Origin of the sequence: Microtetraspora sp. AC03309 (genome assembly GCF_020826795.1) — a bacterium.
In the GTDB taxonomy this organism is placed as follows: Bacteria; Actinomycetota; Actinomycetes; order Streptosporangiales; family Streptosporangiaceae; genus Microtetraspora; species Microtetraspora glauca.
In genome coordinates, this window is the sequence record NZ_JADDIL010000024.1 from 92148 (window position 1) to 114028 (window position 21881).

At 67.3% G+C, this 21881-nt stretch carries 21 protein-coding genes and 1 tRNA gene; 11 read left to right on the forward strand and 11 right to left on the reverse strand.

The features are described from left to right. Positions 1-114 precede the first annotated feature (114 nt). Genes IMZ11_RS16630 through IMZ11_RS16645 form a run of 4 tightly spaced genes read left to right on the forward strand, consistent with a single transcriptional unit; the run spans position 115 to position 4024 of the window. Positions 115-2658 carry a nitrate- and nitrite sensing domain-containing protein gene (locus IMZ11_RS16630; RefSeq protein WP_228642379.1) on the forward strand — a complete coding sequence of 848 codons (2544 nt, stop codon included), beginning with the start codon at positions 115-117 and terminating at the stop codon, positions 2656-2658. Next, complete coding sequence (locus IMZ11_RS16635) at positions 2655-3053, forward strand: roadblock/LC7 domain-containing protein (RefSeq protein WP_061260117.1); 399 nt, start codon at positions 2655-2657, stop codon at positions 3051-3053. The genes IMZ11_RS16630 and IMZ11_RS16635 overlap by 4 nt, the downstream gene beginning before the upstream one ends. Positions 3054-3096: 43 nt before the next feature. Next, positions 3097-3465 (forward strand): DUF742 domain-containing protein, encoded by a 369-nt coding sequence (locus IMZ11_RS16640; RefSeq protein ID WP_061260118.1) that lies wholly within the window; start codon positions 3097-3099, stop codon positions 3463-3465. Beyond that, positions 3446-4024, forward strand: coding sequence for an ATP/GTP-binding protein (locus tag IMZ11_RS16645; protein ID WP_061260119.1), 579 nt, complete (start codon positions 3446-3448; stop codon positions 4022-4024). The genes IMZ11_RS16640 and IMZ11_RS16645 overlap by 20 nt, the downstream gene beginning before the upstream one ends. Before the next feature lie 23 nt (positions 4025-4047). Here the strand turns inward: IMZ11_RS16645 and IMZ11_RS16650 are convergent, their stop codons facing one another. The 5 genes from IMZ11_RS16650 to xylA form a co-directional block, all read right to left on the reverse strand. Further along, a complete protein-coding gene (locus tag IMZ11_RS16650) occupies positions 4048-4428 on the reverse strand; it encodes a DUF742 domain-containing protein (RefSeq protein WP_228642381.1) in 381 nt (126 codons plus the stop codon). Further along, positions 4425-6326 (reverse strand): nitrate- and nitrite sensing domain-containing protein, encoded by a 1902-nt coding sequence (locus IMZ11_RS16655; RefSeq protein ID WP_228642383.1) that lies wholly within the window; start codon positions 6324-6326, stop codon positions 4425-4427. Before IMZ11_RS16655 ends, IMZ11_RS16650 begins: the two co-directional genes overlap by 4 nt. 117 nt (positions 6327-6443) lie before the next feature. Continuing rightward, the gene (locus tag IMZ11_RS16660) at positions 6444-7133 is read right to left on the reverse strand and encodes a DUF998 domain-containing protein (RefSeq protein ID WP_228642385.1); all 690 of its coding nucleotides are present in this window, start codon (positions 7131-7133) and stop codon (positions 6444-6446) included. A gap of 93 nt (positions 7134-7226) precedes the next feature. Then, complete coding sequence (gene xylB, locus IMZ11_RS16665) at positions 7227-8669, reverse strand: xylulokinase (protein ID WP_228642387.1); 1443 nt, start codon at positions 8667-8669, stop codon at positions 7227-7229. Then, positions 8666-9811 (reverse strand): xylose isomerase, encoded by a 1146-nt coding sequence (gene xylA / locus IMZ11_RS16670; RefSeq protein ID WP_061260124.1) that lies wholly within the window; start codon positions 9809-9811, stop codon positions 8666-8668. Before xylA ends, xylB begins: the two co-directional genes overlap by 4 nt. Positions 9812-9911: 100 nt before the next feature. Between xylA and IMZ11_RS16675 the strand changes: the two genes are divergently transcribed. After that, on the forward strand, positions 9912-11078 hold the full coding sequence (locus IMZ11_RS16675; protein ID WP_228642389.1) for an ROK family transcriptional regulator: 1167 nt from the start codon (positions 9912-9914) through the stop codon (positions 11076-11078). 133 nt (positions 11079-11211) lie between these two features. Here IMZ11_RS16675 and IMZ11_RS16680 read toward each other — a convergent pair whose 3' ends face one another. Continuing rightward, positions 11212-11424 (reverse strand): hypothetical protein, encoded by a 213-nt coding sequence (locus IMZ11_RS16680; RefSeq protein ID WP_228642391.1) that lies wholly within the window; start codon positions 11422-11424, stop codon positions 11212-11214. Positions 11425-11543: 119 nt separating this feature from the next. On the opposite strand from IMZ11_RS16680, the gene IMZ11_RS16685 reads away from it, so the two are divergent. Next, positions 11544-12053, forward strand: coding sequence for a VOC family protein (locus tag IMZ11_RS16685; RefSeq protein WP_228642393.1), 510 nt, complete (start codon positions 11544-11546; stop codon positions 12051-12053). 156 nt (positions 12054-12209) lie between these two features. Here IMZ11_RS16685 and IMZ11_RS16690 read toward each other — a convergent pair whose 3' ends face one another. Beyond that, positions 12210-13394 (reverse strand): serine hydrolase, encoded by a 1185-nt coding sequence (locus tag IMZ11_RS16690; RefSeq protein ID WP_228642395.1) that lies wholly within the window; start codon positions 13392-13394, stop codon positions 12210-12212. A 400-nt stretch (positions 13395-13794) separates the two neighbouring features. Here IMZ11_RS16690 and IMZ11_RS16695 point away from each other — a divergent pair, with 400 nt between their 5' ends. The 4 genes from IMZ11_RS16695 to IMZ11_RS16710 all read left to right on the forward strand — a co-directional run bounded on the left by IMZ11_RS16695 (position 13795) and on the right by IMZ11_RS16710 (position 16443). Next, the gene (locus tag IMZ11_RS16695) at positions 13795-14625 is read left to right on the forward strand and encodes an SAM-dependent methyltransferase (protein WP_228642397.1); all 831 of its coding nucleotides are present in this window, start codon (positions 13795-13797) and stop codon (positions 14623-14625) included. An 11-nt stretch (positions 14626-14636) separates the two neighbouring features. Beyond that, positions 14637-15101, forward strand: coding sequence for a MaoC family dehydratase (locus IMZ11_RS16700; RefSeq protein ID WP_228642399.1), 465 nt, complete (start codon positions 14637-14639; stop codon positions 15099-15101). A gap of 200 nt (positions 15102-15301) precedes the next feature. Then, positions 15302-15374, forward strand: a tRNA-Arg gene (locus IMZ11_RS16705). Between the two features lie 478 nt (positions 15375-15852). Next, a complete protein-coding gene (locus IMZ11_RS16710) occupies positions 15853-16443 on the forward strand; it encodes a DUF5677 domain-containing protein (RefSeq protein ID WP_228642401.1) in 591 nt (196 codons plus the stop codon). Positions 16444-16824: 381 nt separating this feature from the next. Here IMZ11_RS16710 and IMZ11_RS16715 read toward each other — a convergent pair whose 3' ends face one another. From IMZ11_RS16715 to IMZ11_RS16730, 3 genes are all read right to left on the reverse strand, one after another. Further along, the gene (locus tag IMZ11_RS16715; RefSeq protein WP_228642404.1) at positions 16825-17991 is read right to left on the reverse strand and encodes a protein kinase family protein; all 1167 of its coding nucleotides are present in this window, start codon (positions 17989-17991) and stop codon (positions 16825-16827) included. Positions 17992-19131: 1140 nt separating this feature from the next. Beyond that, positions 19132-19701: a hypothetical protein gene (locus IMZ11_RS16725; protein ID WP_228642406.1), complete on the reverse strand. Its 570-nt coding sequence runs from the start codon at positions 19699-19701 to the stop codon at positions 19132-19134. Next, complete coding sequence (locus tag IMZ11_RS16730; protein WP_228642408.1) at positions 19698-20114, reverse strand: hypothetical protein; 417 nt, start codon at positions 20112-20114, stop codon at positions 19698-19700. The genes IMZ11_RS16725 and IMZ11_RS16730 overlap by 4 nt, the downstream gene beginning before the upstream one ends. A 37-nt stretch (positions 20115-20151) precedes the next feature. Between IMZ11_RS16730 and IMZ11_RS16735 the strand changes: the two genes are divergently transcribed. Next, a complete protein-coding gene (locus IMZ11_RS16735) occupies positions 20152-20316 on the forward strand; it encodes a hypothetical protein (protein ID WP_228642410.1) in 165 nt (54 codons plus the stop codon). A gap of 93 nt (positions 20317-20409) precedes the next feature. On the opposite strand, the gene IMZ11_RS16740 is transcribed toward IMZ11_RS16735, so the two are convergent. Continuing rightward, positions 20410-21213: an HNH endonuclease gene (locus IMZ11_RS16740; protein ID WP_228642412.1), complete on the reverse strand. Its 804-nt coding sequence runs from the start codon at positions 21211-21213 to the stop codon at positions 20410-20412. Positions 21214-21881 lie beyond the last annotated feature (668 nt).

Below are 21881 nucleotides of genomic sequence, written 5' to 3' on the forward strand. Positions count from 1 at the left end.
ATAAATGCGGCGCGACCTCCACGCACTGCAGGAGTGGCCATGGGTTCGAGAAACCGGTCGATTCGGTTCAAGATCTTCTTATTGCTGCTCTTGCCACTGCTCACTCTGAGCGCTTTGTGGGGGTTTGTCCTTAATCTGACCGTCAGCGACGGCCTGGCCCTCGTACGCTCCGGAAAGCTCTACGACACCGTCGGCGTGACCTCCACCGACCTCGGCCTCCAGCTCCAGGCCGAACGCGCCGTCGCCGCCGACACGCTCAGCTCCGGCCAGACCACGTCCACCGCGCTCAGCGCGCAGCAGCTCAAGACGAGCACCTCCGTGGACAAGTTCATCAAGGCCGCGAACGACGACGAAGCCCGTGACTCCATGGGCGAGGAGCTGCGCGCCCCGGTCGACAGCCTGGTGGAGGCGCTCGGCCGCCTGACCTCCGTCCGCGAGTCCGTGACGCTCGGCAAGTACACCCGGCTCGACGCGCTCACCGCGTACAACCAGATCGTGGACGAGCTGTTCGCCGTCTACGCGCGGATGGTCTCGGTCCCCGATCTCGGGATCCACGAGCAGGGCAGCGCCATGCAGGCGATGGGCAACGCGTACGAGATGATCGCCCGCGAGGACGCCCTGATCCGCGGTGTGCTCGCCCGGGGCCAGATGAGCCAGCAGGAGCACAACGCCTTCAGCGAGTGGGTGGCCACGCGCCGCTTCCTGTACCAGAAGAACCGGCCGATCCTCGAAGGCGGCATGCGCCGGCCGTACGAGGAGGTGCTGACCTCCGAGCTGTTCGACAAGTTCACCGGCCTGGAGGATCGGATCGTCGACCAGGTGCGCTCCGGCGGGCCGCTCCCGACCGACGCGGCCCGGTGGAAGTCCACCACGAACGCGCTCTTCACCAGCCTGGACACCGCCCGGATCAAGGCGTCCGACGCGCTCAGCGAGCGCGCGGCGTCGGTGGCGGGCGGCATCATGACCCGGATCGCCGTCGCGGGCGGCGTCGGCCTGATCGCGGTGATCGCGACCATCATCTTCTCCGTCCGGTTCGGCCGCCGTCTGGTGCGCGACCTCGCCGGGCTCCAGCACGCCGCACTCGAACTCGCCGACGTCCGCCTTCCGAACGTGGTCGAGCGGCTGCGCAGGGGCGAGGAGGTCGACGTCGACGCCGAGGCGCCGCCGATCGAGGCGCGCGGGTCGTCCGAGGTCGAGGACCTCGCGCACGCCTTCAGCTCGGTGCAGCGCACCGCGGTCGAGGCGGCGGTCGGCCAGGCCGCCCTGCGGCGCGGCGTCAACCAGGTCTTCCTCAACCTGGCCCGGCGCAAGCAGGGCCTGCTTCACCGCCAGCTCACGCTGCTCGACACGATGCAGCGCCGGGCCAGCGACCCGGAGAGCCTGGAGGACCTGTTCCGGCTCGACCACCTCACCACGCGCATGCGGCGGCACGCCGAGGGTCTGATCATCCTGTCCGGCGCCACTCCCGGCCGTTCCTGGCGCAAGCCGGTGGCCGTGGTCGACGTGGTACGCGCCGCGATCGCCGAGGTGGAGGACTACACCCGCATCACGCTGATGCCGATGCCGAACGCGTCGCTGGCCGGATCGGCGGTGACCGACCTGATCCACCTGGTCGCCGAGCTGCTCGAGAACGCGACGATCTTCTCTCCCCCGCAGACCCGGGTGCAGGTACGCGGCGAACTGGTGGCCAACGGCCTCGCGATCGAGGTCGAGGACCGCGGTCTCGGACTCGCCCCCGAGGAGTACGCCACGATCAACGAGCGGCTGGCCACCCCGCCGGAGTTCGACCTGGCCGACAGCGACCGCCTCGGCCTGTTCGTGGTCAGCCAGCTCGCCTCGCGCTACGGGATCAGCGTGGTGCTCCGCGCCTCGCCGTACGGCGGCACGACGGCGATCATTCTCATCCCACGCGAGCTGGTGGCCAAGGACGGCGTGCCCCCCGCCATCACCGGCTCGGTGGCGTCGGAGGCGCCGGCGGCCATCACCGGCACGGTGACACCCGGCCCGGTCACCAGGTCGATGACCGCGGCCGCCATCATGGGCGGCTCCGCGACCACGCACCCGGACGCCCCGGACGCCCCGGACGTTCCGGCCACTCCGATGGCCGCCGCTCCGGCCCCGGCGGACCCGGGTCCGGGTCTGGGTCTGGGGACGAACCCGCCGGCGTCGGACCGGTCGCCGTTCTTCACTCCGGCCGCGCAGCGCGGCGACCCCGTACCGTCCGCAGCGCGCGAGGACGGCCACGAGGAGAGCCGGGTGCGCAACCTCAGCATCGTGCAGAACGGCTCCGAGCCGGGGCTTCCGAGCCGAGGCAAGGACTCGGGGTTGCCGAGCCGAGGCAAGGACTCGGGGTTGCCGAGCCGAGGCAAGGACTCGGGGTTGCCAAGCCGAGGCAAGGACTCGGGGCTGCCCGGCCGCCGGGCCTCCGGTGCGAGCGGCACGCACGCCGGTCTCCCCCGGCGGGTCCGGCAGGCCAACATCGCCCCCCAGCTCCGCGAGCGGTCCCAGCCGCTGTCCGCGCCTGTCCCGGTCACAGAGGAACGCTCGCCGGAGCAGGTCAGGGCGACGTTCGCCGCCTTCCAGCAGGGGGCGCAACGAGGCCGTGAGGACGCGGACGACAATTCCGGTAACACGCAAGGCGAGAAGGGTGACGAATGACCAGCAAAGTGGCATCGGCCGGCGAACTGAACTGGCTGCTGGACGATCTCATCAGCAGGGTCGGCGCCGTCCGCCAGGCGGTGATCCTCTCCACTGACGGCCTCGTCGTCGGAGCCTCGCAGGGACTCAGCCGCGAGGACGCCGAGCACCTGTCCGCCGTCGCCGCGGGCTTCCAGAGCCTGGCACGCGGCGCGGGACGGCACTTCGGCGGAGGCGAGGTGCGCCAGACCATCGTCGAGATGGAGTCGGCGTTCCTGTTCGTCACCGCCGCCGGACAGGGCACCTGCCTCGCCGTGCTGGCCGCCTCCGACGCGGACGTCGGCCACATCGCCTACGAGATGGCCATGCTGGTCAAGCGGGTCGGCCAGCACATCTCGACCAACCCCCGCCGGTGACCCGCCGATAACCCGCCGATATCGAGGGCCCCGAGGAGGAGGCGTGACGGAACCGCAGTGGCTTGACGAGGAGGCCGGTCCCATCGTCCGGCCGTACGCGCTGACAGGAGGCCGTACGCGGTCGTCCGGTGACGACTTCGACCTCATCGCGTTGGTGACGGCCACCGACGGGCAGGTGAAGGACGACAGCGGTGTCGGTCCGGAGCAACGCCGGATCCTCGCGATCACCAGGGAACCCATGTCCGTCGCGGACATCGCGTCCGAGATCGATCTGCCTCTCGGTGTGGTCCGCGTCCTTCTCGGGGATCTGCACGACCATGAGCTGATCAGCGTGCGACCACCCGCCCAAGTGGCGCCGCTGCCCAGCGCGCACATTCTCAAGGAAGTGATCAATGGCCTTCGCGCCCTCTGAGGAGCCGGTCGCCCTCAAGATCCTCGTCGCCGGCGGCTTCGGCGTCGGAAAGACCACGCTGGTCGGCGCGATCAGCGAGATCCGTCCCCTCCGCACCGAGGAGGTCCTGTCGGACCGCGGGGTCGGCGTCGACGACGTCGACGGGGTGGAAGGCAAGACCACCACCACCGTGGCGATGGACTTCGGCCGGATCACGATCCGCGAGGGCCTCGTGGTCTACCTGTTCGGCACGCCCGGCCAGGAACGCTTCTGGTTCATGTGGGACGAGCTGTCCTACGGCGCCCTGGGAGCGGTCGTCCTCGCGGACACCCGCCGGCTCACCGACTGCTTCCCGTCGATCGACTACTTCGAGCAGCGCGGGACGCCGTTCATCGTCGCGGTGAACTGCTTCGACGGCGCGGACAAGCACGAGCCCGACGATGTCCGGGTGGCCCTGGACCTCGACCCCGAGGTGCCCGTGCTTCTCTGTGACGTACGGCGGCGCGCCTCGGCCAAGGTCGTCCTCGTCACGCTCGTGGAGCACGCCCTCAAGACGCTGACGGCCGCGCAGAGCAAGTAGGCCGCGTGCGACGGCCCGCGCGCCTACAGGGCGCGCAGGCCGTTGATCACTTCCAGCAGGATGCTCTCCATGGGCCGGGACGCCTCCGGCGCCGGCGGCCGTACCAGGATCAGCCCGTGGTCGAGCAGGTCGCCGACCAGCACGCGGACGACGCCGAGCGGCAGCCCCGCGTCCGACGCCACGTCGGCGAGCGGCCGGGCCCGCCGCACCAGGTCCAGCAGTCGCAGATGCTCGCGCCCGAGGTCCGCGTGGTACGGCACGGCCGCGCCGGTCGCGACGACCACGGCGACCAGATCGAGCGTGGCCGCGGACGTGGGCTGTACCCGCCCCTTGGTCAGGGCGTAGGCCCGGACGACCGGTCCGTCCTCGACCAGGTCCTCGTCCCAGTCCTCGTGATCGGTCACGTGCCCGCTCCTTCCGGGATGCCGAGCCGTACGGGCTCCGGGTCGTCGTCGCCCGTGGCGGCCAGCAGAGTCGCCGGCAGCAGCACGATCGCGGTGGTTCCGCCGAACGGCGAGGGACGCAGCTCCACGCGGACCCCGTGCCGGGAGGCGAGCCGGGCGACCACCACGAGGCCGAGCCGGTCGGTGTCGGCGAGGTCGAGCTCGGGTGGGCTGGCGAGCATGTGGTTGATCGCGTCGATCTCCTCGTCGGAGAGCCCGAGCCCCCGGTCCTCGACCTCGACCGCGTACCCCCTGGCCACCGCCTCTCCGCGCAGGGAGACCTCGGTGTGCGGCGGCGAGTAGGCCGCGGCGTTCTCGATCAGCTCGGCGAAGAGGTGGATGATGTCGGCCACCGCGCTCCCGGAGACCGCTGCCTCGGACATGGGGTACACCCGGACCCGCGTGTAGTCCTCCACCTCGGCGACCGCGCCCTGGAGCATGTCCGCGACGGGCACGGGCCTGCGCCACGTACGGCCGGGCGACCCTCCGGCGAGGACGATCAGTCCTTCCGCCTGGCGGCGCATCCGGGTCGTCAGGTGGTCGAGCCGGAAGAGGTCCTCCATCGTGCTCGGGTCCGTGGTGCGGCGTTGCATGGCGTCGAGCAGCCGGAGCTGGCGCTGGAGCAGCCCCTGGCTGCGGCGGGCGAGGTTGCGCAGCGCCTGGCCGACGCTCTCGCGCGTGCGTGCCTGGTCCACCGCCGCCTCCACCGCGGTGTGCTGGACGGCGCTGAACGCGGCGGCCACGTCGCGCACCTCCCCGGTGCTGCCTATCGGCTCCAGCGGGGGCGCCTCCGCCTCGACGTCGCGCACCTTCTCGCCGCGCCGCAGGCGCTGGACCAGCCGCGGCAACCGTACGTCTGAGAGCTCGGTGGCGGCCTCCTTCAACCCGACGAGTTCGCGGGTGAGGCCGCGGCCCATCCGGATGGAGATGATCAGCGAGGCGACGACCGCGCCGAGGCCGAGCAGTCCGGCGGCGCCGGCGCGGACGAAGACGCCGATCGCGGCGGGCTCGTTGCGCGCGTTGTACACCGCCCCGGCCTTGCTGAGCGCGTTGGTGTACGCGTTGTCCACCCGGTCGACGACGGACCGCCACAGGACGGGCGAGACCTGGCCGGTGACCTCGCCCTGGAGGAGGCGGTCCTCCAGGTTCGTCACCTGCCGGTACGCCTCCGACTTGGTGAGGACATCGAGCGGTGCGCGCAGCTCGTCGTCGAGCTCGTTCATCCCCTGGTCGAAGAGCACCCTGCGGGTCGTGACGTGCTGGGCGAACCTCAGCTTCTCCGCGTCGGTGAACGTTCTCGACTGCCCGAGCACGCCGGCCACGAGCGCCCGCTCCTTGGCCAGCACGTGCTGGGCGCCCGCGATCGAGACGAGGCTGCGGCCCTGCTGTGCGGTCGTGACGACGGTGTGCATGGCGGCGACGACGGAGAAGCGCTGCGAGGCGTCGGGGAAGATCTCGTAGTTCTCGCCCAGGTTCGCGAGGTCGAGCTGGCCGGCGTCGAACTCCATCCGCACGGTGTCGAGCCGGGCCGCCGCGTTCTTCATGTCCTCGTAGGGCTTCCTGCTCGCGTCGATGAGCATCGACTCCGCGTCGCCGTCCGCGACGAGCTCACGCATCCGCGTGCGCGCCCGGTCCACTACGGCCCGCTGGGCGAACATGTCGCTCCGGTCGACGTCCGAGCGGGAGGCCAGATATTGGGCGGAGAGCAGGTACTCGCGTTCGATCTCCGTGGCCAGCGCGTGGGCGGGCTCGCCGACGCCGCTGTAGACCGTCGAGGCGTTGAGCAGCCGGAACGCGTCGCCGACGGTCAGGGAGGCGGAGAAGATCCACAGCGCGACAAGCGAGATCAACGGGATCACCAGCAATAAGGTGATCTTGAATCCAATGGACCTGCTCGCCGCCATACGCCCTCTTCTCGATCTTTAAAAGATCGACGGAAAGGCTAGCAGTGAACCGATCCAATTTCTATATACCTCTTATATGCCACGAAGCCGGTGAAGCACCTGGTCAGCACGTCGGGCGATATTTCCGACGGCCGCGGCCTGATCGAGAAAGGCATCCCTCCACGCGAGCCGCGCCAGCTGTACGGCGAGCACCCCGAGAACGGTCACCTCGACGGTCAGAAACACCCGCTCCACGAGCCCGATCATGAGCCCGTGGCCGGGCAGGGCGAGATAGGTCATCGCGGCGAGCCCGATGCCCGAGGCCAGCGTCAGCCACTCGACCGGGCGGGCGACCGCCTTCCAGCGATCGTCCGCGGCGAATCTGCCGACGAGCAGGGCGGTCGCGGCGGGCAGGCTGACGAAGGCGGCGACCGAGACGTACCTGTGTACCTGCGCCGCCCAGGTCATCCCCTCGGCGATCGCCGACGTGGGAACGATCGCCGCGACCACGAGCGCGAGGCTCCACACGAGCATGAGCCGCTCCGGCCAGCCCGAGACCGGCGCCCGTACGGCACGCATCCCGGCGAGCAGCGCGAGCGAGCTCAGGCCCAGGACGACCATGGCGACCTCGGTCGCGCCGCTGCGATCGAGCACGGCGTAGTCGCTCAGCGTCAGGTTGATCGGATCCAGGTAGGGATCCGGATCGATCTGTCCCACGACGGCCGCGGCGACGGCGGTCACGATGCCGCCGCAGGCAATCATCGGATAGAGCCTCTTGACCATGACTTGAGAATCTCGCGAAAGATCGGCGCCGACCATCCGGAGAACTCCCTACCCGCCCCTGATGCCGCCCCCCGAGACGGCATCAGGGTCACCTCAGGGGCGGGCCGCCGCGTCCGCGTAGCGCTCTCGGAGGCCGGGGGTCGGCGCGGCCTCGTAGACCGCCGTCTTCCCCGCCGCCCACTCGGGCGGTTCCGTCCCGCCCGCCAGCGACCAGGCGGCCTGCCGCGCGGCCCCGTCGGCCACGTACTCCCCCGGCTCCGGCACCAGCACCGGACGGCCGAAGACCGTGGGGGCGATCCGCCGTACCGCCTCCGAGCGGGCGCCTCCGCCGATCAGCAGCACCCGTCGCGGTTCCAGGCCGAGCGCGTCGAGGGCGTCGGCCAGGCCGCACAGCATGCCCTCCACCGCCGCGCGGGCCAGGTGCGCCGGGGTCGCCGTGGTGAGCGTGAGCCCCCGCAGCGAGCCGGTCGCCTCCGGCAGGTTCGGCGTGCGCTCGCCTTCCAGGTACGGCACCAGCACCAGGCCGCCGGCACCCGGAGGACCCTGCAGGGCGAGTTCGTCGAGCTCCGCGGGGCCGACCCGCAGCAGGCGGGCGGCCGCGTCGAGCACCCGCGCCGCGTTCAACGTGCAGACCAGCGGCAGGAACCTGCCCGTGGCGTCCGCGAAGCCCGCGACCGCGCCGCTCGGGTCGCTCGACGGAGCGTCCGCGACCGCGAAGGCCGTACCGGACGTGCCGACGGACACCACGACGTCGCCCGGCCGCGCCCCCACGCCGAGGGCCGCCGCCATGTTGTCCCCCGTGCCGGGCGCGAGCCGTACGGGAGCGCGGGTTCCGGCCCGTGCGACGGTCGCCGCGTCCTCGACGGTTCCGGCGTCCGCGACGGTTCCCGCGTCCGCGATGCTTCCCGCGTCGTCGGCGGGACCGAGGACGCGGGGCAGGGCCGGGACCGCGCCGAACGCCAGCTCCAGCAGGTCGGTGCGGTACGCGCCGGTCGCGGGTGACCAGTAGCCGGTCCCGGACGCGTCGCCGCGGTCGGTCGTGATCGTGTCCGGGGAGCCCGCGAGCCGCCAGGTGAGCCAGTCGTGCGGCAGGCACACCCGCGCGGTGCGGCGCGCGTTCTCCGGCTCGTGCTCGGCCATCCAGCGCAGCTTGGTCACCGTGAACGAGGCGACCGGGACGCTGCCGACGGCCTCCGCCCACCGCTCCGGACCGCCCAGCTCCTCGACGAGGTCCCGGGCCGCCCGCGCGGAGCGGGTGTCGTTCCAGAGCAGCGCGGGCCGTACGACGTCTCCCCGCTCGTCCAGGCAGACCATGCCGTGCTGCTGCCCCGCGACGCTCACGGCGGCGACGCCGTCGAGCCCGCCGGCCCGCTCGATCGCCTCCTGGAGCGCCGCCCACCAGTGGTCCGGGTGGACCTCGGTGCCCTGCGGGTGCGCCGCGCGGCCCTGGCGGACCAGGGCTCCGGACTCGGCGTCCCTGATCACGACCTTGCAGCTCTGCGTCGACGAGTCGACGCCGGCGACGAGGGTTCTCACCCCCGCACTCCGAGGATGTGCTCCAGCGCGAGCTGGTTGAGCCGGGTGAAGTGGAAGCCGCGCTCGGCCGCCTTGTCCAGGTCGAAGTCGTCCCGGGCCAGGTCCTCGTAGGTCTCGCCGGGCGCCAGGGTCGGCTGCGCCAGCTCGGTCACGCGGGAGCCGGCCAGGGCCTCCTGGACCTCGGGGTCGGCCCGGAACGCCACGGCCTTCTCCTTGAGGATGAGGTAGGTCCGCATGTTGGCCGCGGCGGAGTCCCACACGTCCGCCGCGTCCTCTGTGCGCAGCGGCTTGTAGTCGAAGTGCCGTGGGCCGTCGTAACCGCCGTGCTCCAGGAGGTCCACGAGGAAGAACGCGTTCTTGACGTCGCCGTGGCCGAAGATCAGGTCCTGGTCGTACTTCGGCCCGTGCTGGCCGTTCAGGTCGATGTGGAAGAGCTTGCCGTGCCACAACGCCTGGGCGATGCCGTGCGCGAAGTTCATCCCGGCCATCTGCTCGTGGCCCACCTCGGGGTTGAGGCCGACCCGCTCGGAGTGCTCCAGCTCGTTGATGAAGGCGAGGGCGTGGCCGATCGTGGGCAGCAGGATGTCGCCGCGCGGCTCGTTGGGCTTGGGCTCGATCGCGAACCTGATGTCGTAGCCCTTGTCGACGACGTACTGGCAGAGGAGGTCCAGGCCCTCCTTGTAGCGGTCGAGCGCGGCCCTGATGTCCTTCGCGGCCTCGGACTCCGCTCCTTCACGGCCGCCCCAGCACACGTACGTCGTGGCGCCGAGTTCGGCGGCGAGGTCGATGTTGCGGATGACCTTCCTGAGGGCGTACCTGCGGATGTCGCGGTCGTTGCTGGTGAAGGCACCGTCCTTGAACACCGGGTGGGTGAAGAGGTTCGTCGTGGCCATCGGAACCTTGAGTCCGGTCTCGGCCAGGGCGCCCTTGAAGTTCGCGATCGCCCGGTCCCGGTCCGGCTCGACGGCCAGCAGGTCGTCGTCATGGAAGGTCACACCGTACGCACCGAGCTCGGCCAGCCGGTGGACGCTCTCCACCGGGTCGAGCGGGGCCCTGGTGGCGTCGCCGAACGGGTCGCGCGCCTGCCAGCCGACCGTCCACAGGCCGAACGTGAAACGGTCATCGGGGGTAGGTGTGTACACGTGACGCCTCCGAATTAGTCTAAGTTATGGACTAAATATCCGGCGTCGCCGGCGGCAGGTCAAGAGGGCCGTTCGCCGCGCGACAGGTCAAGTGGGTGCGATGACACAGGCGGTCCGGCACGACGCGATGCGCGCGCGCAATCTGGCGCTCGTCCTCGGCGAGGTCAGCGCGCGGGGCTCGGTGACGCGCGCCGCGCTCGCCGAGATCACCGGACTGGCCAAGACCACGGTGTCGAAACTGGTCGGCGACCTGATCGAGGCCGGGCTGGTGATCGAGACCGGCGTCGTCAGGGACGGTGAGCGCGGGCGCCCCGGCATGGAGGTGCGGGTCAGCGGCCGGCGGGTCGCCGCGATCGGCCTGGAGATCAACGTCGACTACCTGGCCGCGCGTGTCGTCGATCTCTCCCGTTCGGTACGGATCCGCCGTACACAGCCTGTGGACAACCGGATGGCCTCGCCTGGGGATGTCATAGCGATACTGCAGGATCTGGCGCTTTCGGTTGTGGACGAGGCTGTGGACAGCGGGCTTCGCGTGGTCGGCGGGGTGCTCGCCGTTCCCGGGACGGTCGACCTGGCGACCGGCACCGTCCACAGCGCGCCGAACCTGGGATGGCGGGACGTGCCGCTGCTCTCGCTGCTGCGGACGCCGTTCCCGCTGCGTGTGGACAACGAGGCCAACCTCGCGGCGCTGGGCGAGCTGTGGTTCGGCGCCGGACATCCGGACTTCCTGCACGTATCCGGAGAGATCGGCGTCGGCGCGGGCCTGATCGTACGCGGAGAGCTGTTCCGGGGCGTCCACGGATTCGCCGGAGAGCTCGGGCACGTGGTGGTCTCCCCCGGTGGCCCGCCCTGCCGCTGCGGGGGACACGGATGCCTTGAGATGTACGCCGGGCAGGACGTCCTGCTGGCCGCCGCCAGCGCCGAACTCGGTGCGGGCATCGCCGGGCTTCTGACGGAGCTCGACGCGGGCAACCGGGACGCGCTGGCCGCCTGCGAGCGGGCGGGGTGGGCCCTCGGCGTCGCCCTCTCCTCAGCCGTCAATCTCGTGGACCCGGGCACGATCGTGCTCGGCGGGATCTACGCGCCGCTCTTCCCGTGGATCGGCGGCGTGGTGACCGAGACGCTGGCCGCCAGGCTCGGCCAGATGCGGGAGGTCGTGCCGTCCGTCGAGGTCTCCCGGCTCGGCACGGAGGCGGCGACCCTCGGCGCGGCCGGGCAGGTGATCCAGCAGGTCATCGCCGACCCCGCCGCGCTCCTGAACGCCTGACCCGGCTCCGCGCGCCTGACCCGGCCCCACGCGCCGGCCCCACGCCGAGCCCGGCATGTCACGCCCGCGCCGGACACTCCGTCGCGCACTCCCGCGTTACCTGACCTCGGGCCGAGCGCCGGGACTCGGCGGCTCAGAGGCCCGAGGGATCGCGGCCCACGCTGATCTGCTCGGCGATGCGGCGAACCTCCGGCTCGTCCAGGCCGGGGACAAGCGGAAGGCTCCCCTGGAGGATGGGCAGGACCTCGTGGAACGGCCGTCCGGCATGGCGCACCGCCACCTCGTGGACGACCCGGAACAGGGTCTTATTGGCCTCGTGCTCCTGGGTGACCCGGTCAGCGATCATGAAAGCGCCCCCTCCGTCGGCTCCAGTCCGCTGGCAACCGTACGGCCTGCCACCGACAGTTTCCGTGACCGCCGCGTCGCGTAGAATAATTGAGAGTTCAATTATTTTCGGGAGGGGCCATGCCGGTTCAGCGACTCAACCACGCGGTGCTGTACGTAAGGGACGTCTCGGCGAGCGTCGCGTTCTACCAGGAGGCCCTCGGCTTCCGCGTCGTCATGGGCGGCCCCGGGGCGGCGTTCCTGCAGGCCTCCGGTTCGGCGAACGACCACGACCTCGGGCTCTTCGAGCTGGGCCCGCAGGCGGCGTCGTCCCCCGCCGGCCGGTCGGCCGTCGGGCTCTACCACCTCGCGTGGGAGGTGGACACGCTGGCCGAGCTGCAGCGCGTCGCGGTGAAGCTGAGCGAGATGGGCGCGCTCGTCGGCGCTTCGGACCACTCCACGACCAAGGCCCTGTACGCCAGAGACCCCGACGGGCTCGAGTTCGAGGTGTCCTGGCTGGTCCCGCTCGCCCTGATCGACGACGAGACCCTCGCGGGCCGCGCGCGCGTCAGGCCGCTGGACCTCGCCAAGGAGCTGGAGCGGTACGGCGCGGAGACGCGGGGCGGCGTCGGAGTCTCCGTCCCCGCGTGACCGTTCCGGCCGTACAGGTCGATCACGGTCGGCCGGCTCTCCCGGCCACCTCGGGTCGCCACCGACCCGAGGTGGCGGCACACCCGGCCGGGGCCGGGCCGGCATGGCTGAACCCCGGCCGGGGCGCGACCGGGGACAGCATCGGGGGCGTCGGAGCTATTTGGCGAAGGCCGCGAGCGCGACGCCGAGTCCGCGCTGGTTCTGCCCCGAGGCCTTGGCGTCGGTGGAGTTGATCGAGTAGGCCACCGTACGGCTCAGGTCGCGGGTGGCGCCGACACCGGCCGCGCTGCCGTACCTGGCCCCGGTCTTGCCGAAGGCCACGATGCCGCCGGGCAGTTCCAGCCTGGTCAGGCCCGAGGTGTAGACGGCGGGCTGGTCACCGCCGTACATCGTGACCTGGGGCACCGTGAACATGGGTTCAAGCTGCGCGGCGGGCACCACCTCGCCCCTGAACAGGGCGATGATGAACTTCTCCAGGTCTGCGGTGGTGGAGACGAGGTCGCCGGAGGCCCAGGTCGAGGTGACGCTGGTCTCGGTCATGTCCACGACATACTGCTCGCCGTACTTGATCGCGTTCTGGAATCCCTTGGGCACGACCTGGTAGCCCTTGTTGTGCCGTCCACGGATGCGGATGGAGTCACCGGGCAGATAGCTGTCACGCATCCCGACCGGCTTGAGGATCCGGGTGGTCACCTCGTGCTCGTAGGAGCGGCCCGTGATCTTCTCGATCAGCAGGCCCGCCACGAACGTGTTGGTGTTGAGGTAATGCTGCCGGCTCCCCGGCGTGAACTCGATCGGGTTCTCCACGGCCTTGCCGACGTACTCCTCCGGAGTCCACTTCTTGAACCTGGTGGCGTAGACCCACTCGAAGCCGTCGCCGAACGTGGGCGAGGGCAGCCCGCTGGTGTGGTTGAGCAGCTGGGCGACCTTGATCGCCGGATAGTCGTCGGGCAGCAGGCCGGGCAGGTACTTCTGGACCGTGTCGTCGAGCGAGATCCGGCCTTCGGCGACGAGCTGCAGCACGACCGCGACAGTGAAGATCTTGGTCACGCTGCCCGCCCGGAACCGCGCGCCCTCCTTCGCCGACCGCTCGGTACGCAGATCGGTCACCCCCGTGACACCGTGCCACGACCCCTTCGAGCCGCCCACCCGGACCTCCGCCGCGGTGGCGTCGGGAGCGGGCAGCCCGGCGATGCTCTGCTTCAACGCCGCCTCGTTGATCGGCGGCACCTGGCTCTGCGTGACGGTTGACTGCGTCGTCTGGGCGGCGAACGCCGGTGTTCCCACGGTCGAGACCAGGGCGGCGAGGGCGAGACCGGCGGCGATACGGGTGCGCTTCATGTCGGGGTATCTCCAGGTGCGAGGCGTTTCGGGCGATGCCTCAGATCCTGTCGATCAGGCCCGGTCGCCCGGATCGCCGACGCAGGCGATCTTCCGGCTCCCTCTTCGGAGGGAGGCCCTCACTCGGCCGACCGATCTCGGGGCGCCGAGCGGTTGCGGCCGTCATGGTTCCGACAAGCGTGATCCCATGCTCGGATGAGCACGGTTCCCTGCCCCGACCAACGTGGTTCCGCACTCCGGCCAACGCGGGTTCCCTGCTCCGATGAACGTGGACCCGTGCTCCGACGCACGGGCAGCCAGAAGATCCATTGACAGCAAATATTCAGTCGGGACATTTCGCCACCGGCACGTTACGCTTTGCGGTGATCTGTTACTGATCGATGTCTCAGAGGGACGAGCCGTGGCTGACGGGGACAAGGATCACGCGCCGTCCGACATCGACACGTCCAGGCCCAACGTCGCACGCGTCTACGACTACATGCTCGGGGGCAAGGACAACTTCGCCGCCGACCGCCAGGTGGCGGAGATGACGCTGCGGATCGCCTCCGACGCCCGTCAGCTGGCCCGGTTCAACCGGGAGTTCATCCGGCGCGTGGTGCACTACCTGGCCGGAGAGGCGGGCATCCGCCAGTTCCTCGACATCGGCTCCGGCCTGCCCGCTCGGGAGAACGTCCACCAGATCGCCCAGAGCATCGCGCCCAAGGCCCGGGTGGTCTACGTGGACAACGACCCCATGGTGCTGGCCCACTCCAGGGCCGTCCTCGCCACCACCCGTACGACCTCCGTCGTCGCGGCCGACCTCCGCCGCCCGAGCGAGATCATCGAGCATCCCGACGTACGGAGGCTCATCGACTTCAGCGAACCCGTCGGGCTGCTGCTCTTCGCGGTCCTGCACCACCTCGGGGACCGGGACGATCCCGCGGGCGTGACCGCTCGACTGCGCACCGCGCTGCCACCGGGCAGCCACCTCGCCATCTCCCATCTCCACAACCCCGGCCCCGCGCGCCCCGGCACCGCCCGGCGGGCCGCGATGGTCCAGAAGCTGTTCAACGAGAAGCTGGGCAGCGGCCGATGGCGGACCCGCCAGGAGATCCTCACGTACTTCGGTGACCTGGAGCTCGTCGAGCCCGGCCTGGTGCCGCTCACGGAGTGGCGCCCGTCACCGATGGACCGGGCCGAGCAGAGCGTCATGCACCACGGCGCCTTGGGCGGCCTGGCACGGAAACCGTAAAGTGCTGGTCTATGCGTATCTTCACCAGCCTTGCCGAGCTGAAGGCGGCCAAGGGCGAGCACCTCGGCTACACCGAATGGCGTGAGATCACCCAGGACCAGGTGAACCTGTTCGCCGACGCCACCGACGACCACCAGTGGATTCACGTGGACGCTGATCGGGCCAAGGACGGCCCGTTCGGTGGCACGATCGCCCACGGGTACCTCTCGCTGTCCCTGCTGCCGTCCCTCATGCAGCAGCTCTACCGGGTGGATGGCCTGCGCATGGCCATCAACTACGGGCTGAACAAGGTCCGCTTCCCACGCCCTGTGCCGGTGGGGGCGCGCATCCGCGCCGGCGCCGAGATCCTCGACGTGAAGGGCACGCCCTCCGGCACCCTCTCGACCCTGCGGGTCACGATCGAGGTCGAGGGAGCGGACCGGCCCTCCTGCGTCGCCGAGGCTCTCTCCCTCTACGTCCCCGCCGAGGATTCCTGATCCCCGGCTCGTCGGTCCCGTTTTCCCGACCTCGCCCCGCCGTCCTGAGCCCGCCGTACAACGCCTGACCAGGTACGGAACCCCCGCCAGCACGGCGAAGGAAGGCCGGGAGGCGGCGTACGGGAGCGATCTCGCGACGGCACGCCGCAAATCCAGTTCGGAGCATGCCGCAGAAGCCGCTATGATTACTGACGTCGCAAGCGGCCGTAGCTCAATGGATAGAGCATCTGACTACGGATCAGAAGGTTGGGGGTTCGAGTCCTCCCGGCCGCGCAGCAGGTCAAAGGCCCTCCGGGATCATCCCGGGGGGCCTTTGTCGTGTCCGTACAGCAGCGAAATACAGCAACGCCGCCTGACGCCTTCGCGTTCCGACGGGCTCTGACAGTCTGGTCAGGCGCTGAAGTCGCCGTCCGGAGCCCTGGCAGGAAACGGCGGGCATCCGTGTGCGCGTTCTCCAGAAGCGATTTAGGCCAGAGGCTCGACGTCCAGGCAGGCAGTCGGATGGTGGCTTGGCCACGTCCATGGTGGCGGCGAGCTGTCGGTAGGTGCACGGAGAAGGTCTGACGCCTGGGCATCGGGCAACTCGACGACGTCATGCCATGTAGCAGAGCTCACCACGACATGCGACGAACCAGCACCTAGCCACTCAACTGCGGCTTCACAAACGTGTCGGACATCTCCCCTAATGTTGATCGTGAGGGCTGAATCCGGCCTTCGGCCCACCTACGACCGTGCCCACCAGGAGGTCCATTTGGCCTATAAGTTCTCCGACAGCCCCGCGACGCTAAAGCGTGCAGAACTGTTCGCCGTCAAGCTGATGCAGGAGGCGGATGACCTCATCAAGACGGGCAGCGCCGACGTTCGCTGGGAGTACAAGAAGGCATTTCCGATCATGTTCGGGTGGTGGAGACTGATCAACCGCAGTACCGCTGCCTTCTGGGACTTGACGGGGCGCGGCTACACCATCGAGGCCGCACCTCTCATGCGGAATATCGTCGACCACACTCTGGCCATGGTTTGGCTGGCTGACGTGGGTGATGACGGGTTGCCCGCACTGGAGCTGTCCGCTCACTACTCCCAGGACAAGCTAGCCAAGCTGGCCAAGGAGTTGGGGTGGTCGATCCCGCCGGGAGCCGACCAGGTGTCTCCGCCAGTACCCGACACCGACCCCGACTACAAGAAGTACACGGCTCTGTCCGGCGAGTTCGCCAACTTCTCCAACCGAGTCAACGCATTTGCCATGCGGGACATGTACGTGGTGTATCAGTACTTGTCGCGATACTCCCACGCGAGTCTTCACACTGCGGCGAAGTACGCCCAGTTGCAGGACAACGGGCCCTGAGCCGGGAAAGTCTTCCGGTAGCCGAGGAGATCCCTCCGTAAGGCTGCCGCGCCGCTTCCGTTCCTCGGGCCTGGCGGCCCTGCGGTACGGGTCGGCTTGCCACCGAATGACATGGCGACCTGGTCGGGGCCCTCTCTGACCAGGCGAGAGGAGGCGCAATCTTGCGAGATCCGTACAACTCCGGCTTCGCCGGAAAGTCTGGAGGCAACTGTTCCTGGGAAGTAGGGTGTGTCTTCCAAGATTAACTGTCTCCCTAAGATGGGCTCCCAGATGCGGGGGAGTCGCCGCACACCTCGTGGCTGACAGCACCGACCAACTTGGTTGACAGCGCCGGGACTGGATTGAGATTGCGGGTCGTCCTGTCCTCGCTGGTGCTCACCCTCAAGCGGATGTGTCCGCCGACAGCGCGCTGAGTTGCTCGACGTCAGCGATCAGGTCACGGACCGCCTGGTACCGGCTCGTGATGTCGTGCGCTGCGCACTTCTGCACTATGCGGCTCACCGCGTCGCCGGTCGCTGACAACGACTCGCGGCCGGTGAAGATGTACGACAGCACCCAGCCGATGGAGTAGATCTCGTTGAGGACTCCGTACTGCCGGAAGTCGTGCAGAAGCGGGTCGCGGATGGTGCCACGCATCTCCGTCTGGGTCCGGGTGAACGTCGACGACGGGTCCTTGACCAGACCGAAGTCCGATAGTTTGACCAGGACAGCACCGCTCTTATACACCTTCAGCAGCACGTTCTGAAGACTGATGTCACGGTGCAGCAGCGGCTGGCTGTGCAGATAGCTGATCGCGTACAGGAACTGCAGTGCAATCCGCTTACGCGACGCGAAGGACAAGTTATTGTTGCGCTGCGCGATAAACGATCTCAGAGTGGCATCGCAGAACTCCATCCGGTACTCGTTGCGGGTGTCGTCGTACTGGTACACGTCGAGGATATACGGGAAACTCAGCCGTTTCATCGTCTCGAACTCATTCTTGAAGCGGATTAGGTCGCGATTGCTGATTCCCTTCTTCGCGCGCTTGACCGCGAACTTAATGCCGTAGTCCGGGTCGATGTACGAGTAAACGATCGCGTACGATCCTTCCCCTTCCATCTTCAGGTTCACCGGTCTTCGGTCTTTCTTTAGAACGGTCGTCGTCGCCGTCCGGACGAACACGGGCTCGTACCGCACCAGCACGACCGGCTCGAAGTCATCCGGGACGGTACTGCCACCACTCGTTGACAGCCACGGCAGGCACCGGTCGACAGCCTGCTGGTACCGATCGTCGAACCGCACGTCGACGCCGGAGGCCTTCAATGTCAGGAGGGCCTGGTTTAGCTCGTCGGCCAGTGCGATCAGTTGCCGACTGTTATCCGCCCAGTAGTGTCGGGTGCTGCGGGCCCTGCCGTTAATGCTGTCGAAATGCTCGGTTAACTGTTCGTGGAAGTACGCGAACATGGCTCCGAGTTCGGAGTCGTCGTATAGGCGGGTGAAGGCCGCCGACGGGTTCTTAGCGGCGTACTTCTCCTTGAAATCCGCCAGCATCAAATCCAAAGGTGTCATCGCCCACCTACCACTGGTTCACACCTTCGCTTTAGTTGCCGCCATGTCAGAATGTCCCTGCCTAGAGACTAATTCGCCTGACCGGCTTCGTAAAGACAGTCGACCGGTGGCAGAGTGCGTGCCTTTCACCCCTCACTTGGCGATCTCGCTACAGGCAAGCCGCTCCAGGAAGTCGGCCTCACTGATCATCTCTATGTGGTGACCTTTCGCGAGGAGCTCTTCAGCCTTCCTGCCCCGGCCTCGACACTCACCATGCCAACCGCGCATGGACTCCCACGGTGTGAATTTGCGGTCTCGAAGTCGATCGCAACCCAAGAATCGCTCACCTTGGCGGTTCTCCTCTCGATCCAGATACTTCCGATTGTGTCGCTACTGCCTCTAATATTCAGCGAGGCGGTTAGACCCACGAGAGTTGACGCTTCTCAGAGGGATTTGGTTGACGGCCACGGTCCGTGTCCTCGATGAGGCGGCGCTGGTCCCCGCGCTGACCGCCAAGCTTGCCGAAGAGGCCGAAGAGCTGCGTCACGCCGGTCCGACGACCGTCTGGAGGAACTGGCCGACATTCACGAAGTGCCGGCGGCCCTCACCGAGGCCCTCGGATTCTCCGGCGAGCAGGTGCAGGAGGCGGCACGTCGCAAGCAGATCGAGCGCGGAGGCTTCAGCCGCCGCCTATGGCTCGAAGAAGTTTCTGGGTGATCCGAATCCAGGCTGCGGCTCGTACCGTACTGGATCGGGGCGATCGGTTGCCGCAGCCCTCCTTCGCCGGGCCTTGCCATCGGATGACGTGGTGGCAGGGCTTGGCCGGGGCGGGATTTGTACGGGATGATCTTGTAAGTGATACGGGCTACGCGGAACGTTCGAGCAGCTCACACGGCGCGCTCCAGTCGTACGACCGCCGCTCTCCTAATGCGGGTGTTGGCCGCTTGCGTTGCCGAATCATACTTGTAGGGCGATCAAGGGCGGCGCTATGCGCCGCAGTGCGGTCCTGCGCCCGGCAGTACGCTGGGCGTGCGGCCTGGATGCCGTTCTCACGCGCGGCCGGCTCCGGGCCGCCAACAAATGAGAACATACCTTCTTCTCTTTTTCCGCCAGGGTACCCGTTGACTATCAAACCGGATTCTCGCGTTGCGGATATCTGCGTCAACGGAAAGGGTGTCGAGTCGGTAGGCGAAAGTCGCCAAAGCGCCTCAATTGAACGATCATCTCTCCAAAGGCCGAGTATGCCTCTCTACGGCTAAGCCCTCGCGCCATCAATGCTTTGATTGTTACTTTCTTGAAAAGTTTATCCCAAACCTCTCGGAAGCCTGTGTCTGGAATCTCAATCAAGATGCGCGTGTCATCCATTTTCTCTATCAATCGGTCGCCGGGAACTCCGGTCTGCATGTATAGTGACTGCATTCTGAGTATCTGATCGATCAATGCGCCGCGGCGCTCGATGTTGAATCGTATGACCATGGTCGATTCAACGGGTCGTATATGCTTCAAGACTAAGCCAACATGGTCATGGGGAAGTCGCGCCCAGTTGACCAGGACTTCACCTTCCGCAAGGTAGCGCGATGCCCTCATCATCTCTTCAATATCAGGTCTAGTCCGGGTGTCGACGATCACTAGGGGAATTAGTCGTCCATGCCCCACTTCTTGATGGGAGATCGCAGCGTCCCAGACAACGTCAATGGGAACGGGAAGTCGTTCGCGCCGCCGAGCCTTCATTTTTGTTCCTCGGATTTCAGTGGGGGATATTTCCCTTCTATAAAAATCTTGGGAATATCTATCGTTTGCCCTCTGCTATCCTCGAGTCTAAGGGTGAAATCCTGGATCTCGCTATCCTCTATCAATCCAGCAGGGATGGTGAATCCGATCGCACCGGAAATGGCTCCGCGTATATCGATCGCTGCCGGTAGGATCAGCGCGGCCTCTCCGGCTTTCTGAATTTCGACCCCTATCCGATCATCGTGTGGAACTTTAACTACATAACGTACGCCGTGTCTACGGTATCCAATCCAAAGCTCGGCCCGGGCAATGGCATTTTCTATTTCGGATGGGTTTCTCACGAGTATCGGGAAAATATATCGGGACTCATCCTCGTTTAGCTCGCAGTAGGCCCGCCCCAGAGTGCCGGTCAAGCGGAGGTTCTTTGCCGACTCTTGCTGTCGTAGCATCTTGATCTCTCTTCTGGCGCTATGGGCGCTAGACCAGGCAAAGGCCGCGGCGGCCCAGGCCGCGATCATTGATGTAAAAGAAACGGTGGCTTCCGGGGTGGCGAACCAATCGGAAGAGATCATTTTTCTGGGCCTGCCAATTCCGCTATATCCAGAAAAGCTTTGATGAGGAAACGTGGCGAGAGGACATAGCGCCATGACTCCTTTGCAGTGACGATGGATTCCTTTGCATATGACTCCCAAGCCGGGGTGATGGTTGTCATGGCATACCATCGCACCCCTCATCTAGTCCCGTCCTCCTCGCTGGTTTGACGGGCTTTCCCTCACTATCGATGACCTCGGCGTCGGCTGCGGGGATCACTTCGACCCGAAGGATTTCCCATGGCGAGGGCTCGGCTTGAGTTGGTCCGCCTGTCAGCAACATGTGGCGTACCCATGCACCGACCAGGTAGCCGTTTTCGGCGAGGCGGCTGATGTAGTCCCCAAGGAGCTTCGCCGCATCTCGCTGCTCCCTGATGCTGTCGAGTTCGCTCGCGATGTCGAGGTAGTCCTTGATCATGTCGAGGAACTCGATCGTCAAGTCTTCTACGGCTTCGGGCTGGTGGTCGGCGTGGGCGTACTCGAAGGCTTTTGCCCTGCGGAGCATCTCCCAGAGAGCGTTCCCTGTGGTGATCGGCGTCAGGAGACGCGGTCGTGGAAAGCTGGGATCCGGGACAAGGCGAACGGGACCGCCATCAGGATTGCCCAGGCGCGCGATCCACTCGCGATGCGACCTCTTGATCTCGTGTAGGCGTTCAACGGTGAACGTTGAGATCTGGTCGTCGATCTGCTTGTGGTGCTCGCTGCACAACAGCAGAAGGTTTGAGTGGTGGTCTATGAGCTCCTCGCCCAAGCCGCCGGCTCTCGGCCCCGAAGCCCCGCGGGCGATGATGTGGCACTCTTCGCCGAAGATCGATGGATCGTCTGTCTCGCTACCTGGAGTCAGGACCTGGCGTCGACAGATCGCGCAACGCCCGCCCGACTCCACCCAGATGATCTTCCGAGTCCGCTCCGAGATCGCCATGGGGAAGAGCCTAGATTTCGCCGCTTCGCAGCGCGGTGAGATAGCAAGATCGCCTGGGATCTCTACGTGTGCTGGCCGAACCTTTCATCGGGCCCAGCCTTCGGAGAGCCTGCGAGATCTCCCACCTGCTTCCAGCACCGAGCACAGCAACGCACCCTCACGGCAGTTCATCGCTCCGCGCACCATCACACGCCTGACCAGCGCACAAGGCTCCTGAGCACGACCCCGCTATTGACTCGAAATGAGGTGATCAGGGGCATCCCGCTAACTGATCTTGCTAACGCTGCTGCTAACAACAGCCGTGGACAGGCCTGGACGATGCTGGACCGAATGACCGCATTGACACCGCCCGACCAGGGCCAGCGAGGTAGCGGTGGACGGTCCTGGACAACCGTGCCCTAGCTACGGATCAGGAAGCGTCACCCGGCAGGAGAAGCGCTCCGCTGAGCAGATCGACGATCAGTTGCCAGTCCGGAGTATCAGAGAGGGGTTTCCCTGCTTGCTCCTGCACAGCGCATCGAAGTTCCAGATACTCCGCTGCCGACGCTAGCCTCGGGCTTTCGCGGTGAATTTCTCCGAGGTTGATCGTTTACATGAGAAAAGCGCCTCTGAACTGGGAGGATCGGGCTTGTCGAGAGTCCTGTCCGCGCCAATTCAGAAGGCACTTT

Bases quoted from the DNA above. Each gene is read 5' to 3' on its own strand.
- IMZ11_RS16635 (WP_061260117.1), top strand. From the start codon at position 2,655: ATGACCAGCAAAGTGGCATCGGCCGGCGAACTGAACTGGCTGCTGGAC.
- IMZ11_RS16645 (WP_061260119.1), top strand. From the start codon at position 3,446: ATGGCCTTCGCGCCCTCTGAGGAGCCGGTCGCCCTCAAGATCCTCGTC.
- IMZ11_RS16660 (WP_228642385.1), bottom strand. From the start codon at position 7,133: ATGGTCAAGAGGCTCTATCCGATGATTGCCTGCGGCGGCATCGTGACC.
- IMZ11_RS16675 (WP_228642389.1), top strand. From the start codon at position 9,912: ATGACACAGGCGGTCCGGCACGACGCGATGCGCGCGCGCAATCTGGCG.
- IMZ11_RS16680 (WP_228642391.1), bottom strand. From the start codon at position 11,424: ATGATCGCTGACCGGGTCACCCAGGAGCACGAGGCCAATAAGACCCTG.
- IMZ11_RS16685 (WP_228642393.1), top strand. From the start codon at position 11,544: ATGCCGGTTCAGCGACTCAACCACGCGGTGCTGTACGTAAGGGACGTC.
- IMZ11_RS16690 (WP_228642395.1), bottom strand. From the start codon at position 13,394: ATGAAGCGCACCCGTATCGCCGCCGGTCTCGCCCTCGCCGCCCTGGTC.
- IMZ11_RS16700 (WP_228642399.1), top strand. From the start codon at position 14,637: ATGCGTATCTTCACCAGCCTTGCCGAGCTGAAGGCGGCCAAGGGCGAG.
- IMZ11_RS16715 (WP_228642404.1), bottom strand. From the start codon at position 17,991: ATGACACCTTTGGATTTGATGCTGGCGGATTTCAAGGAGAAGTACGCC.
- IMZ11_RS16725 (WP_228642406.1), bottom strand. From the start codon at position 19,701: ATGAAGGCTCGGCGGCGCGAACGACTTCCCGTTCCCATTGACGTTGTC.
- IMZ11_RS16740 (WP_228642412.1), bottom strand. From the start codon at position 21,213: ATGGCGATCTCGGAGCGGACTCGGAAGATCATCTGGGTGGAGTCGGGC.